General features: G+C 59.8%; 13 protein-coding genes. 8 read left to right on the forward strand and 5 right to left on the reverse strand.

Annotation, left to right across the window (positions count from 1 at the left end; all coding sequences use genetic code 11):
• Positions 1–11: 11 nt before the first annotated feature.
• Genes ASD60_RS18305 through ASD60_RS18325 form a run of 5 tightly spaced genes read right to left on the reverse strand, consistent with a single transcriptional unit; the run spans position 12 to position 5,922 of the window.
• Positions 12–1,739, reverse strand: a complete 1,728-nt coding sequence (locus tag ASD60_RS18305) for an ABC transporter ATP-binding protein (protein ID WP_056855351.1) — start codon at positions 1,737–1,739, stop codon at positions 12–14.
• A gap of 58 nt (positions 1,740–1,797) precedes the next feature.
• Positions 1,798–2,994, reverse strand: a complete 1,197-nt coding sequence (gene spt / locus ASD60_RS18310) for a serine palmitoyltransferase (protein WP_056855352.1) — start codon at positions 2,992–2,994, stop codon at positions 1,798–1,800.
• Complete coding sequence (locus tag ASD60_RS18315) at positions 2,981–3,241, reverse strand: acyl carrier protein (RefSeq protein ID WP_056855353.1); 261 nt, start codon at positions 3,239–3,241, stop codon at positions 2,981–2,983. The genes spt and ASD60_RS18315 overlap by 14 nt, the downstream gene beginning before the upstream one ends.
• Positions 3,242–3,277: 36 nt before the next feature.
• A complete protein-coding gene (locus ASD60_RS18320) occupies positions 3,278–4,195 on the reverse strand; it encodes an NAD-dependent epimerase/dehydratase family protein (protein WP_056855354.1) in 918 nt (305 codons plus the stop codon).
• A complete protein-coding gene (locus ASD60_RS18325; RefSeq protein WP_082557616.1) occupies positions 4,192–5,922 on the reverse strand; it encodes a fatty acyl-AMP ligase in 1,731 nt (576 codons plus the stop codon). Before ASD60_RS18325 ends, ASD60_RS18320 begins: the two co-directional genes overlap by 4 nt.
• A gap of 430 nt (positions 5,923–6,352) precedes the next feature.
• Between ASD60_RS18325 and ASD60_RS18330 the strand changes: the two genes are divergently transcribed.
• The 8 genes from ASD60_RS18330 to ASD60_RS18365 all read left to right on the forward strand — a co-directional run bounded on the left by ASD60_RS18330 (position 6,353) and on the right by ASD60_RS18365 (position 14,481).
• Complete coding sequence (locus ASD60_RS18330) at positions 6,353–7,495, forward strand: hypothetical protein (RefSeq protein WP_056855356.1); 1,143 nt, start codon at positions 6,353–6,355, stop codon at positions 7,493–7,495.
• A complete protein-coding gene (locus ASD60_RS18335; protein WP_056855357.1) occupies positions 7,479–8,309 on the forward strand; it encodes a nucleotidyltransferase family protein in 831 nt (276 codons plus the stop codon). Before ASD60_RS18330 ends, ASD60_RS18335 begins: the two co-directional genes overlap by 17 nt.
• Positions 8,310–8,363: 54 nt before the next feature.
• The gene (lptF, locus tag ASD60_RS18340; protein WP_056855358.1) at positions 8,364–9,437 is read left to right on the forward strand and encodes an LPS export ABC transporter permease LptF; all 1,074 of its coding nucleotides are present in this window, start codon (positions 8,364–8,366) and stop codon (positions 9,435–9,437) included.
• Positions 9,434–10,516 carry an LPS export ABC transporter permease LptG gene (gene lptG / locus ASD60_RS18345; protein WP_056855359.1) on the forward strand — a complete coding sequence of 361 codons (1,083 nt, stop codon included), beginning with the start codon at positions 9,434–9,436 and terminating at the stop codon, positions 10,514–10,516. The genes lptF and lptG overlap by 4 nt, the downstream gene beginning before the upstream one ends.
• A 116-nt stretch (positions 10,517–10,632) precedes the next feature.
• Positions 10,633–11,739, forward strand: a complete 1,107-nt coding sequence (locus ASD60_RS18350; protein WP_236708483.1) for a CDP-alcohol phosphatidyltransferase family protein — start codon at positions 10,633–10,635, stop codon at positions 11,737–11,739.
• Positions 11,729–12,700, forward strand: a complete 972-nt coding sequence (locus ASD60_RS18355) for a diacylglycerol/lipid kinase family protein (RefSeq protein ID WP_236708484.1) — start codon at positions 11,729–11,731, stop codon at positions 12,698–12,700. The genes ASD60_RS18350 and ASD60_RS18355 overlap by 11 nt, the downstream gene beginning before the upstream one ends.
• A 15-nt stretch (positions 12,701–12,715) precedes the next feature.
• Positions 12,716–13,681 carry a hypothetical protein gene (locus ASD60_RS18360; protein ID WP_056855361.1) on the forward strand — a complete coding sequence of 322 codons (966 nt, stop codon included), beginning with the start codon at positions 12,716–12,718 and terminating at the stop codon, positions 13,679–13,681.
• A 38-nt stretch (positions 13,682–13,719) separates the two neighbouring features.
• Positions 13,720–14,481: an aspartyl/asparaginyl beta-hydroxylase domain-containing protein gene (locus ASD60_RS18365; RefSeq protein WP_056855362.1), complete on the forward strand. Its 762-nt coding sequence runs from the start codon at positions 13,720–13,722 to the stop codon at positions 14,479–14,481.
• Positions 14,482–14,514: the final 33 nt, after the last annotated feature.

The raw sequence follows: 14,514 nt of genomic DNA on the forward strand, positions 1-14,514 counted from the left end.
ATGACGGCACCTCAGGCTTTCGCTTCTTGCGTGATTGTGCCATCACGATCGGCGGCATTGGGTACTGGCAACACCCTGCCCTCGCGCACTTCAAGAATCTGGTCTGCAATGCGGATCATGGCGGGCCGATGGGACACCGCGATGACGGTTATGCCGGGGGTCAGGCTTTTCAGTACCTGGCATATTTCGGTCTCCGATTCCGGATCGAGCGCGCTGGTTGCTTCGTCCAGAATCAGAAGCTTGGGGCGATGGGCCAAGGCACGTGCGATGACGATACGCTGCCTCTGGCCGCCGGACAGTTTGGCACCTCGCTCGCCGACGATCGATTGCAGCCCGCCTGGACATTCCTGCACAAACTGCCACGCGCCGGCCTGACGTAGCGCACGCTCTGCATCGTCGGCATTCAACGACCTGTCCCCCAGGGTGACGTTCGCCAGAATGCTGTCGTGCAGCAGCAAGGTTTCCTGTGTAACGTAGCCGATCATCCGCCGCCAGGCCCTGCGGTCCAGGTCGTGCAAGTCACAGTCGTCTACCCTGATGCGTCCGGATTGAGGCGCGAGCAGCGAACAGATCAGGTCGAGCACGGTGGTTTTGCCTGCACCGGAAGGACCGATCATGGTGGTGAATGAACCGACCGGAAAACTCATCGACACGCCGTCGAGCACTTGCCGTCCGCCGTAGCCAAAGCTGATGTTTTCAAAAACGATATGGCGCTTCAAGGCAGGAACGCAGTTCCCTCCAACCGGCTCGGCATCGGCCACGGCATTGTCGATTGCTTCGTTGATGGCCCAATAGGCGCTCTCTTGCGCGGCCATCCGGTGATAGCGCTGTTGCGCTTTGTGCAGCAATCCCAGCATTCGCACCACCACGAATATGAGCACCATCACCGAAGACAGCGGCAGTCCGCCGATGACAAGCCCGGCGTAGAGTCCCGCGGCGGCAAGGATTGCCAGCATGGGTTCCTGCAAGGCCCGCAATGTTTCGCGGCTCATCACTTCGCGCTCCAATGCGGTGTTGAGCTCGCCGGCGTGACCGCGCAGCAAGGAATCGGCAATGTCATCCCGGGCCATGGCCTTGAGCGGTTTAACCGAAGCCAGCGTATCCGTCAGGTAGACCAGCAGCTCACGCATCAAGCGGGTCTGGCTTTTGCCCACGCGCCGTGACGTCTTCACCAGCCCCCGCACGGCCACCAGCAGGACAAAACCGATCAGCAATGAGAGGAACGCTGCCTGCCAGGATACGAAAAGCGCGATGATTGCATAGGCCGCTGCCTGGATGCCCAGCGCCAGCATATTGGCCGCATGCTCATAAGCGGTGGAAGCGCGGTAGGCTTCCGTTGCCACGGCGTTGGCCAGTGCCCCGGCAGGCTGGCGCAGATAATATTCCCAGCGACTGCCCAGCGAGGCTTTGATCAGGTCGATGCGCAGGTCGGTCGCCACATGTGCCACCGTGTAGCCAACCTGCCGATTGCCCAGCAATATCAGCAGGTTACTCAGCGTCATGCCCACGACAATAATCACCAGCATGTTGGGGATCGAGGGCTCAAGGCCGAGCGTGTCCATGACGGCGAAGACCTGAACCGCCAGGTTTGAATGCGGCTGGTCTTCAAGCACCGCCGATATCAGTGGCAGCATTGTGCTCAGGCTGACGCTTTCGACCACCCCTGCCAGCAGCAAACTCAGGAGCATCAGGACGGTACGGGCCGGATAAGAGCGGCCAAAGGCAAAAATAATCCGCATGAGTGTCGTTCACTATGACGTAGGTAAAGATTAGCTCACCGACAGCTCGCGACACTGTTCAAGCGCCCACTGTGACGAGGTCCACCGGGCTACGCAATGACGCGAAGGCCTCGATGATCTGGTCTATTTGCTCGGGTGTATGGGCCGCGCTGACGCTGCAACGTATCAGGGTGACGGCACCGGGCGTCGCTGGAGGCAGGACCAGATTGACATAGACGCCCTTCTCTATCAGCGCCCGCCAGAAGGCCAGCCCCTCGTGTGGCGACTTCAGCATCACGGCAATCACCGGACTGGCTTGTGGCCCCAATTGGTAGCCTGACTCTGCCAACCCCTGATAAAGCCGCCGGGCATTCGTCCACAGCTGACGCCGCAGCTCCGGACGTTCCTTGATGGCCTTGAGCGCTGACCTCACGGAGGCAATGGCCGAGGGCGCGGGTGAAGCGGTAAAGATATAGGGCCTGCTGGCGTAGCGAAGCAGGTCCATTTGCGCATCGTGACAAGCAGCGAAGCCACCGACCGCGCCCAGGCTCTTGCTGAACGTGCCCAACAGAATGTCGACTTCCGAGTCCACCCCCAACTCTTCGGCCAGCCCTCGCCCCTTGGCACCCAGCACACCGAAGGAATGCGCCTCGTCTACCAGCAGGTAACCTCCGAGACGACGCTTGACCTCGACTATTTCTCTGAGCGGAGCCTGATCACCCAGCATGCTGTAGATGCCTTCCACCAGGATAATCGCTTCGCGCGCGCGGTCGCCGAGCCGGACCATGCGCCGCTCCAGATCAGCGACATCGTTATGGCGAAAGCGGATGATCTCTGCACCACCCAGCTTGCAAGCGTCGTAGATGCTCGCGTGGCAATCGGCGTCAAGCAATACCACTTCGCGCGCGCTCGCCAGGGTCCCGATGACACCCAGATTGGCGACATAGCCTGTGGAGAACACAATGACGGAACGCCGCCCGAGAAAATCGACAAGTTCCTCCTCCAACGCGCTGTGCCCGGCGTAACTGCCATTGGCCATACGAGAACCGGTGGTGCCGGTCCCTTCCAGCTCCAGCGAGCGCTGCGCCGCCTTGATGCCGTCGGGATCGAATGTCAGCCCGAGATAATTATTGGTGCCCGCCAGTATGACTCTCTTCCCCTGGATACTGCCCTCGGTCGGGGAGTACATCTCGTCGATGCGAATTCCAAAAGGATGCGAATCCGAGAGGCTGGCGCGTTCCGCCGCCAGTTTGCCGAACTTGTCAAACAGTCCCATCGGCATGCTCCATCAAGTTGAGAATCGCGTGGGACAGCTGTGCAGGCGTTCGCACATCCATCAGGATGTTGAGGTGGATCGAGATGTCGAATTCGTCCTCCAGCTCCATCAGCATGTCCATCACCTTTATCGACTCCATCCCCAGGTCCTGGGCCAAATCGGTATCCGGATAGATTGGCGTCCCGGGAGGTGCAAGCCGCCCGATGAGCATTATCACCCGTTCGAGTATCGCTTCTTGTGTGATCATCGTGGGTTTCCTTGAGTTCAGTGGCTCTTTGCCCGCTCAGAACATGTGATTGCGCAACGCTTGCCTTAACAGTATCTGCGGCTCCCAGCCCAATGACGCGCTGATGCGCGCATTGCTGCAGGTCCAGTCCGGGTGCATCAGTTCATTGACTTTGCCGGGGGTCAGCATGGGTGCCCGGCGGGTGAACCGGGACAGCACCAGGTTCGCTCGTGCAAGGCCTTTCAGTACCCCGGCAGGCACTGCGGCTTGCCGTACCGGCGCATGGCGGATATCGCAAGCGATGCCGGCCAGGCTTGCCCAGTCGTACCCTTGCACCTGGCCATCACACAACTCAAAGGTCTGCGATTGCACGACAGGTGCGTCCAACCACTGCATGACGGCACTGACCAAATCGTCCACATGCAGAAAGCTGAACTGTGAATCGTCTCGACCGAGGGTTACCAGCCAGCCGCGCAAGAGCCAGTCGAACAGCGGACGCAACTCGCGGTCGCCGGGACCGTATACGGCGGTCGGCCTGAAAATACACACGGGAATCGCTCCGGCAGCGGCCTTTACCTGGCGTTCACCTTCGAATTTGGAAGCGGCGTACCAGGACAATGTCGGATGGCGCGCCGCAAGGGACGAGATCAGCAGAAAACGCTCGCAACTGCCGTTAAGTCGTGTCGCCTCCATCAAGTGTTTGCTGCCCTGCACGTTGACCGAGTCGAAATCCCGGGCAGCCCGGCCCCTGACCTTGCCAGCGCAGTGAATAACCGCATCTGCGCCCCGGGTAAGCTCGGCAAGGGCCGGCTCATCTTCCAGTGTTCCCTTGATCCACTTCGTTCCATCCTCTGCCGTACCGCTCCTGGAGCGAGCCAACGCTCGTACCTCCACGCCTCGGGCAACAAGTCGTTCGCGCAGGACGCTGCCGATGAAGCCAGTGGCGCCAGTCAGCGCAACCACGCGAGCGCTCACGTCGTCTCCAGTGCCGGACAGGGAAGAACAGCGTTGGCCTGGGCCATGAACCGTTCGAGGGCTTCGGCGCGAGAGGGTTTGCCCGAAGAGGTTCGTGGCAATGAATGAGGTGGCACAAGGTGTACGTCGGCAGCAAGGCCGAACTCACTGATGATCTTGGCCAGCAGTGTCCGGACCAATTGCTCGCGGATTTCCGGCTCACGGACCCGGCATTGAACCTGGACCACGACCTGAGGCTCATCATCGCCGGGCACGACAAACACGATGGCATCGCCAGGCCTCAGATCGGGTTCGGACTCCACCAGGTATTCGATATCCTGCGGCCAGATGTTTCGGCCCCGGACTATGAGCAAATCCTTGCGCCGGCCAGTGATATGCAGCTCGCCCCCGGACAGATAGCCCAGGTCACCGGTGTCGAGCCAGCCATCTTTCAAGGCTGCCTGGGTATTTTGGGGATCATTGAAATAACCCGACATGACGCTGGGCCCCCAGACGAATATCTGGCCTACCTCGCGCTCTGCGACCACCCGCCCCGCCGCGTTGCGAATTTCCACGCGATGCCCTGGCAATGGCGCACCACAATTGGTAAACGCACAGCTTCCCGGATCATCGGCAGCACATTTCTGCGCCTTGAACTGATGTTCCAATGCCTGGCGAGCGACATGATCCACCAGCACCCCTGCCCCGCGGCGGGCGAAGCAGACGGCCAGGGTGCTCTCCGCCAGACCGTAGCAAGGCGTGAATGCAGCCGCATTGAATCCCGTGTCGAGAAAACAATCCGCGAAACGGCGTAACACCGATGCCCGAATGGGCTCTGCCCCAATCCCCGCGACACGCCAGCAGGAGAGATCCAATACGGCTTTTTCCGGGTCCCGGACTCGCCGGGTGCAGAGGTCATAGCCAAACGGCGGGGCAACCGAAACATTCACCCGATTCTGGCTTATCAGTTTGAGCCATTGCCCGGGTCGCGTGGCGAAATCCCGGGTGTGCAAGTAGTCGACTGTCAATTGTGCCGCCATGGGCGCCAGGACAAAGCCCACCAGCCCCATGTCATGATAAAAGGGCAGCCATGACGCACATCGGTCCCCCGGGCGAACGCCGATACCGTTCACGACGATGCCTCTGATGTTGGCCATCACCGCACGCTGGGTAATGATCACGCCACGAGGAAATCGGGTGCTGCCGGATGTGTATTGCAGGTAGGCGATGTCCTCCGGCAACACGCGGGGAAGCGTCTGCACGGGCGGTAAATCGCTCAATTGCTGGACAGTCCCGACGAACGCCTGAAGCGAGGTCCCCAGCGCTTCCCGTGCATAGGGAAGCCATTCCTCCTGTCCGAGGACGGCTGCCGGCGTGCAATTGGCGAACAGTCCTTTCAGCTTTTCCACGTAGGAATGATGGCTTCCCAAACTGGATGGCACCAAAAGAGGAACGGCGATCAGGCCCGCGTATTGGCAAGCGAAAAACGACTCGATAAAGCTTTGGTGCGTATCGGCGATGAGTGCGACCCGATCACCCTTCTTCAACTTGAGCCCAAGTAGATGTTTAGCCAGCGCGACAGCATTGCTTTTGAGCTCAGCGTATTCAACCGCAGCAATCAAGTGGCAATGCCTGTCGTAGAAGTTCATCCCGGTCTGACCAGACGCGGCATAATCGAGTGCTTCCACTAGCGTGGAAAAGTCCGCGAGACGTTGAGTGAGTGCCTGTTTTGCAACGGTTGCAGACATAAGGAAACACCCATCCATTTAGCCCGAGTAAGGATAAGTCAAATAGCGGGTCGACCCCCTGCGCCAGTAAAACACTTGTCGTTTTACTGCCCCGTTGCCGTTTCCATGGAGTCCAAGCTCCAGGGATAACCGGCTCGCAGAAGATCTTTCGGCTTTTTCAAGTATTTACAAAGCCTAACGCAATACTAATCGGCATCTGGGTGATCGCAAATTTTTTCCCGGATGAGCGACGACCGGCGAACATCGCATGTAGCTGTAGCACCTCGTTCTCAAATGCGACAGCCATCGAAAAGTACAGGGTATTTAAGCCTTAGAGGCGCATTCACGCCAATATTTAGATCACGCGCGCCCGACGCCAAAAGTTCAGCTACGCTCTGACGGCAAATCCGAAGAGAAGCTAGTTCAACTGCTACCGACTTTTGGGCCAACGATGATCAATAAGAAGTTGCCAATCATTACGCGACCCGTCCTTACACGTTTGGAACTCAAGACATTCATTAGCTTCCCCGGCACTCTTTATCGCAACGATCCTTGCTGGATCGAGCCGATCCATTACGAGCGCCAGGAACTCCTTTCCAAAAAGAACCCGGCGTCGTCCCATTTAACGTGGCAGGCGTGGCTGGCCTGGTCGGGAACGGAAGTCGTGGGGCGTATCACGGCACAGATCGACAGCCTTCACCGGCAATTGCACGGCAATGATTCCGGGCACTTCGGGATGTTTGAAGCCGTGGATGACCCGGCCGTAGTCGACAGCCTGTTCGCGGCAGCTGAGGCCTGGTTGCGCGAACGTGGCGCCGCGCGTATCACCGGTCCGTTCAATCTGACCATTAACCAGGAAAGCGGGTTATTGGTGGAAGGATTCGATCATCCCCCCTCTGCGATGATGGGACACGGACAGCCCTACTATGATCAAAGGCTCACCGCCATCGGCTATCGGCAAGCCACGGACCTGCTGGCCTACTGGATGCGCACCGACCAATTGCACTTTCCGCCGGCCTTGTCGGCGATGATGGCGCGCGAGCGAAAGCGCGTGGTGGTCAGGCCTCTGGACACCCGTCAGTTCCGGCGCGACATGCGCATCCTGCGTGAAATATTCAATGACGCCTGGAGCCGTAATTGGGGGTTTGTACCTTTCACCGAATCCGAATTTTTCGAGCTTGGCAGCCAGTTGAGGTTGTTGGTCCCCAAAGACCTGTTGTACATCGCTGAAGTCGATGGCGACCCCTGCGCTTTTATCGTGGCCATCCCTAACATCAACGAGGCGATCGCCTCTCTCAAAGGACAATTGCTGCCCTTTGGCTGGCTGCGGCTGTTGTGGCGGCTTTATGGCAAGGGCACGCGCACCGCACGCGTGCCCCTGATGGGCGTCAAGCAGCGTTACCAGTTCAGCCGTTTGGGACCAACACTCGCCCTGCTGTTGATCGAAGCGCTCAAGCCACCCTTCGTCAAACGGGGCATTGAAGCGTTGGAGATGTCCTGGATCCTGGAATCAAACGCGGTGATGCGCAAAATCCTCGTCCAGATCGGTGCCACCCCTTATAAGCGCTACCGGATCTATGAAAAGCACATCTGAGGCGAAACAATTCACTGCGCTGGTGCTGGCAGCGGACAGGGGCTCGGCCGATCCGGTTGCCGCAATGGCCGGGACCAGCTGCAAGGCCTTGGTGCCGGTGGCCGGGATACCCATGGTCTGTCGGGTGGTCGGGGCGTTGCAGGACAGCGAGTGGATTGATCGAATCGTACTGATTGGCCCTGCGCAAAACTTACTCGCACAAGATGCCTCAATGACGCAACTGCTCGACAGCGCCGGTGTCGGTTGGCTGGAACCCGCCAACTCGCCCAGTGTTAGCGCCGCACAAGCCCTGGCGCTTCAGCCCGCAGACAGACCGGTGTTGGTGACAACCGCGGACCACGCACTGCTTTGCCGGGAGATGGTCGACTACTTTCTACAGCACGCGGCCTCGGGCGGGCATGATTTTGTGGTGGCGGTGACGCCCCTGGACACGGTTCTGGCGCGCTTTCCAGGCACCCGGCGCACCGGCATCCGGCTGCGCGGCGGCCCGTATTGCGGCAGCAATTTGTTTGCGTTCATGACCGAGGACGCCCGCCGGCTCGCCAGCTTCTGGCAACGGGTCGAACAGGACCGCAAAAACCCTCGACGCGTCATTGCCGGTGCGCTGGGCTTTACAGGCGTTTTGCGCTACCTGATGGGCCGGTTGACCCTGGAACAAGCGCTACAACAGCTTTCCAGCAAGTTGGGGGTGAGTATCGGCGCGGTGATCATGCCCTTTGCGGAGGCCGCTATCGATGTCGATTCGCCGCTGGATTATCAAATGGTGGAGCGGTTTCATGCGCAGAAAAATCAGTCGATACCGAGCGGTTCCTGATGGATCTGGATGGCAACGCTCCGCGGTTTCGCGAGCGTTGGCAGGGTCCGGATTATGTTTCTGATCGAACGCTATGTGATCGCCGAGATCCGTCGACCGGTGTTGGTGATGGTCAGCATCCTGGTGTTCATCTTTGCCAGTTATTCCGCAGAGCGCTACCTGTCTGACGCGGTACAGGGAACCCTCGCTTTGCAGGCCGTGCTGCAAATGGTGTTCTACAAGGTACTGATTGCGCTGGAAATGCTGGTGCCGGTGGCGTTGTATGCCTCGGTGACCCTGGCGGTCGGGCGCCTGTGCCACGATTCCGAAATCATTGCGATATCGGCCTCGGGGGCAAACCCGCTGCGCATCTATCGGGCTGTCCTGTTATTGGCAATACCGATCTCGCTGGCGGTGGCCATGCTCTCGCTTTACGGGCGTCCCTGGGCCTACACGCAGGCCTATGTACTGGAACAGCAGTCGCGAACAGATCTGGACGTCAATCATCTGCAAGCGCAACGCTTCAACCTGAATAACGAAAACGGCAGGATGATTCTGGCAGAGCGGATCGATCGCACCGATGGCCGGCTCCACGATGTACTGATCTATGACCCGGGCGACTCGAAAACCCGTGTGTTTCGTTCCGCACAAGCGCGCATTCTGGATCCCGATCCAGACGATCCGGTCGTGGAACTGACGCAAGGCCATTCCTACTTGCTCAAGCACAGCACCTCAAAGGATATTTCAGAAAAATTCGAGCACATGCGGCTGCACTTGCTGCCCATCGAAAGGGCTGCCGAAGGCAAGCGCAAGGCGGCTCCCAACCAGGTGCTGGAGGCTTCCAGCGCACCGTTGGACAAGGCCGAACTGCAGTGGCGCCAGACGCGGGGCGTGAGCGCGACCATCCTTGCATTACTCGCCATTCCGTTGAGTCGCACCCGGCCCAGACAGGGACGATTCGCCACCCTGCTGCCCGTAACAGCCGCGTTCGCCCTGATTTATTACGCAGCGGACATCTGCAAGACAATGGTGGGCAACAGCACCTTGCCCCTGTACCCGGGGTTGTGGATCGTGCCGCTGTTGATGAGTCTGGCGCTGCTGATTTTCCTGGCGCGGGATCTGGCACTCTTTCGGTTCGGCCTGCGATGAAAATCCTCGATCGCTACATCACCCGTCATGTGTTCTTCGGTTTCGCCGCTGCCGCAGCGCTGTTGCTGCCGTTGTTCACCACCCTCGACCTGGTGGGCGAACTCGATGATGTGACTGCTGACGGCTACCGATTGAGCCAGGCGATCGAAGTCGTCTTCATGACCCTGCCCCGTCGTATCGTTGAGCTTGGCCCGTTCATCGCCCTGCTCGGCGGCATTGCCGCGCTCGGGCAGTTGGCCGCCACCCGGGAACTGACTGTCATGCGCGCCACTGGCCTGTCGATTGCCCGTATCGGGTTCACGGCGACGCTGGCCGGGCTCGCGCTGGCGTTGGCATGGGCGGCGCTGGATGAATGGGTGGCCTCTCCCCTGCAGCAAAATGGCCTGGAGTTGCGCAACGAAGCCATGTCCGCCGGTGCTCAGGCCAGCAACGACCAGGGAAGCGTCTGGGCTCGCCAGGACGACCAAATCGTGCGGGTGGGCAATCTTCAGCACAAACGGCTGCCGGTCAATATCGAAATCTTCCGGTTCGACAACGACCGCTCACTGGTGTCCTACCTCTTTGCAGAGTCGGCGGACATACAGGACGCAGGCCAATGGCGTTTGAACAACGTCCAGGTCAAACAGTGGGATCAGGGCACCGAAACGACACAGCAACTCGATCATATGGTTTGGCATTCGATTTTTGGCGGAGCGCGACTGGGCGACATTACCCTGCCGACTGAAAGCCTGTCCGTGCGCCAACTCTATCGTTACATCGCCTACCTCAAAGGTTCGGGCCAGCCCTCGGCGCAATATGAAATGGCGATGTGGCAAAAACTCGGGCGGCCGATCCTGACCCTGGCGATGATCCTGTTCGCCATCCCGTTTGCCTTCGCACAACCGCGCTCACCCAACCTGGGGGCGCGGCTGGCGTTGGGTGCGCTGGTCGGGTTAATGGTCTATGTAAGTAATCAGATCATCGTAAACCTTGGTCTTCTGCTAAAGATGAACACACTGATCACTACCTTGGGGCCGGCACTGGTCTTGCTCGCGGTGGCGATCGGGATGGTGGGTTACATGGACCGGGGCAGTCGCTGAGACTGCCCACGCTATTTCAATGAACAGGGCGCTGAACAATGAAGACTCTCGTATACCTGATCTGTAGCAGCCCGGTGCGTCTGTGGGGCCTCACCTCCAGAGAACGAGTGGGCCGTATGCTCGCAAAGTTTCCCGACGCCCACCTCTGCGATGCAGACGAGCCATTGCCGGCACAAGGCGAGGTCGTGCTGCTGCGCGAAGATTACCTTTACGATGATCGGGTGTTGCGGGGGTTGTTGAAAACGCCTGAGGTCGCCCTGCAAGACCCCAAGACCGGCGCCATCGTTGCCGCCCATGCCAGCGTGGAGCGACTCGCGCACCTGCCCAGCCTGGATACCGACGCCGTCGCCGGATTGCGTAAAGTGGTTCCCGCTACCGTGGCCACCGCCATGCAGACCCAACTGCGCAAGTTCGATCCTCCGTGGGTCGCGCAAATCACCGACAGCAATCAAGCGCACCTTGAAAAGTCGCTGTTCAACGGATCCTACAAAGGTGTCACTGACTTCATAACCCGAGCGATCTGGCCTGTCCCGGCGCGCTGGGCCACCGTCTGGTGCGTGCGGCTTGGGCTCAGCCCCAACCAGGTCACGGCAGCCAGCTATGTGCTGGCCATTCTGGCGGGTGTGCTGTTCTGGCACGGGCATTTCGGTGCGGGCCTGGTGGCCGGCTGGCTGATGACGTTTCTCGATACGGTCGACGGCAAACTGGCACGCGTCACTGTCACCTCCACCCGCTTCGGCAATATTTTCGACCATGGCCTGGACCTGATTCACCCGCCGCTCTGGTATATCGCCTGGGGAATGGGCTATGCGGCGACCTGGGACTCGGACATACCGCTCAACCCCGTGCTCTGGGCCATTTTCCTGGGCTATGTCGCAGGGCGGTTGTGCGAAGGTGCGTTCAAGTTCGCCGCGCCCTTTTCAATGTTTCTGTGGCGCCCGTTCGACTCGCTCAACAGGCTTGTCACTGCGCGGCGTAATCCCAATCTACTGATACTGACCTGCTTGTGGGCGGTGGATGCCCATGACACGGGATTGATTTGGGTGGCCGTCTGGACCTGTGTTTCGACACTGGTGCTGGGGGTTCGCACAGTGTCCGCCATTGTCTTGAAACACCGGGGCCACCCGCCGCAGCCCTGGCTCAGCCGAATCGACATGGCCGCCGAGCGCGACCGCTTGATCGTGCGGATGTTTGCGCCGCGCTCGGGCCTCAATGATGCGTGACGCTTGTCCGCGGCCGCAGAAAATCGGCATCTTGCTCAACCCTTGCAGCGGCACCCTGCGACGTGCCTTGCCCAGGTTTCGTCTTCTCGCCCGCGACGTCCCCGGCGCCTCTGTGCTCGAAGCCACCTCGGCCGATGAGATCGCCGATGCCGTGTGCGATTTTCAGCTCCGGGAGAGTGACCTGCTGGTCGTTGTGGGTGGCGATGGGACCTTGCAAGCCGCGATCTCCTTTCTGCTGAGCCAAGAACCTGCGTGCCTGCCAACCGTACTGGTCATTCCGGGTGGCACCACCAATATGAGCGCGATCGATCTGGGGGCGCGCCTGAGCGCCGAAAAGGCCTTGACGGGCTTATCCGCCTGGCTCGCCGGCGATGCAACCGCCGCAAAAGTCGTATCGCGTGCTGCGCTTCGCGTTGATAGCGGGTTGCAACATGCGGCGCAATTCGGAATGTTCTTCGGCGTCGGCGCAGTCGTGAACGGCGTGCGTTACTACCATCGAACGCTGCGGCCCAAGCGCGTACCCGGGGCGCTGGGGCCGACACTGGCCTTGGGTCGAATGCTGTTTTCTGCGCTGCACAACCTGCCACACGACCTGTTTTGCGCGTTGCCCGCCCGCCTGGGCACTCATCGTGGTGTCTGGGAACGTGACTGGCTGGTGGTGTTTGCCACCACCCTGGACCGTCTTCTTGCCGGAAGCAGGCCCTATTGGGGCACCGAACCGCAGCCCATACATCTGACCGCCATCGCGCATCGGCCCCGGCGCCTGGCCCTGGTCCTGCCGCTCTTGCTCTGGGGCCGGGCCGTCTCGCTGATCAAGGAGCAAGATGGCTACTTCAGCCACAATTTCACCCGGATGGATCTCGGTGGCGCTGACGAATACGTGCTCGACGGTGAAATTTTTCCAGCACAAGGCACGATCACCCTGGCCGCCACGGCCCCGATCCGCTTCATGACCTTTTAGGACCCCTGAGAGCCGATGCGAGCCTTTGATTGCCTACCGCCGCCCGTGGCCTTGCTCGAACAGGTCAGGGCGCAATGCACGCAGCCGATGCCCGCTGATCTGGACGGCATCGCCCAGGCCGTGCATGCACGCCTGGGCGGTGCATTGGTCGGGTTGCTGGTCTACGGTTCTTGTCTGCGCAATGGCGATCTGAGTGATGGCATGGTCGATTTGTATGCGCTGGTTGACAGTTACGCGCATGCTCATCCCAAACGCTTGCAACAACTGGCCAATGCATGGCTTCCGCCTACGGTAGTCGTCATCAGCGCTGCAACGCCCGATGGCCGGATGCTCCACGCAAAATGCGCCATTCTCTCGCTGCAGGACTTCGAGACAGGCACTCGTTCGTGGTTCCAAAGCTACCTCTGGGGCCGTTTCGCCCAACCGTGCCGACTGGTGTATTTCAAGGACGGGGAAACGCAAAGGCGTATCCACTTTGCGCTGGCTCAAGCGGTGATGACGCTGCTGGGACGCTGCATCGCTCATTTACCGGATCAATTCGACAGTTTTACGCTTTGGGAACAATCCCTGTCGCTGACCTACCGGACCGAGTTGCGCCCGGAATCAGCCGATCGGCCCAGGCAGCTGGTCAGGCATGACATGAATTATTACTCGCGCATCACTCAAGCCGCAGCGCCTGCGGTGAAGCAAATGGCCGTCTGTGCGCACGCAACGGATCGCTATCGCAACCTCTGTCCGCCGGCAGCACGCCGCCGTCATGAGCGACTGTGGAAGTTGCGGCGGATTCAGGGACGAACCTTGAACGTGGCACGCTTGGTCAAATCGTTTTTTACCTTCGAAAACGGTGTCGACTACCTTGTCTGGAAGCTGGAGCGTCACTTGGGTGAGCCCATCGTCGTGACTCATCGGTTGCGTCGTTTTCCACTGGTCTTTGGCTGGCCCCTGCTCTGGCGCCTGCTCAAAAGCCGCCGGCTACGCTAAGAAATGCGCCTTGCCGACTCGAACAACAGAGGGCGACCATGGATAGAGACAACGTACGCGTCAGCACCCCACCCACCAAGCGCAAACATCGCCCCAGCGTGGCGCTCGGTTTGTGGATCATCAAGCGCCTGGAAAAGACCATCCTGCGAAACTCCACGGTGGGCGACAGCCCTTTCTTCGAGCCCCGACAGTTTGCCTGGGTGACGGAGCTGGAAGCGAACTGGCCAAGCATTCTCAAGGAGCTCGAAGTCGTCCTGGATGACCGCGACCGGTTGCCCAATTTTCAAGACATTTCTAAAGATCAACGCAACATTACCCAGGACGACAAGTGGAAAACTTATTTCCTCTACGGCTATGGCTACAAGATGGACAAGAACTGCGCCCGCTGCCCTGACACCACGAGGATCGTCGAAGCCATACCGGGCATGTTTACCGCGTTCTTTTCGATCCTGGCCCCGGGCAAACATATTCCCCTGCATCGAGGCCCTTACAACGGGCTGCTGCGCGTGCACCTGGGGCTGGTGGTGCCTGAGCCCCGGGAGAGCTGCCGAATCCAGGTCGGCGATCAGATCCGCCATTGGGAAAGTGGCAAATGCCTGATATTCGATGACACCTACCGGCATCAAGTCTGGAACGATACGACCGGGACTCGCGTGGTTCTGTTTCTCGACGTCGAACGACCGCTCAATGCGCGGGGTACGTTGCTCAACAGGATTGTGCTCCGGCTGATTCGCTGGTCGCCGTTCATTCAGGACGCGCGCCGCAACCACCGTGCCTGGGAGCGTGGTCTTGAACCATAGCGACGCCCACGGGTCCCTCAGTAAGCACCCAGC

The organism is Pseudomonas sp. Root562 (genome assembly GCF_001427125.1).
GTDB lineage: Bacteria > Pseudomonadota > Gammaproteobacteria > Pseudomonadales > Pseudomonadaceae > Aquipseudomonas.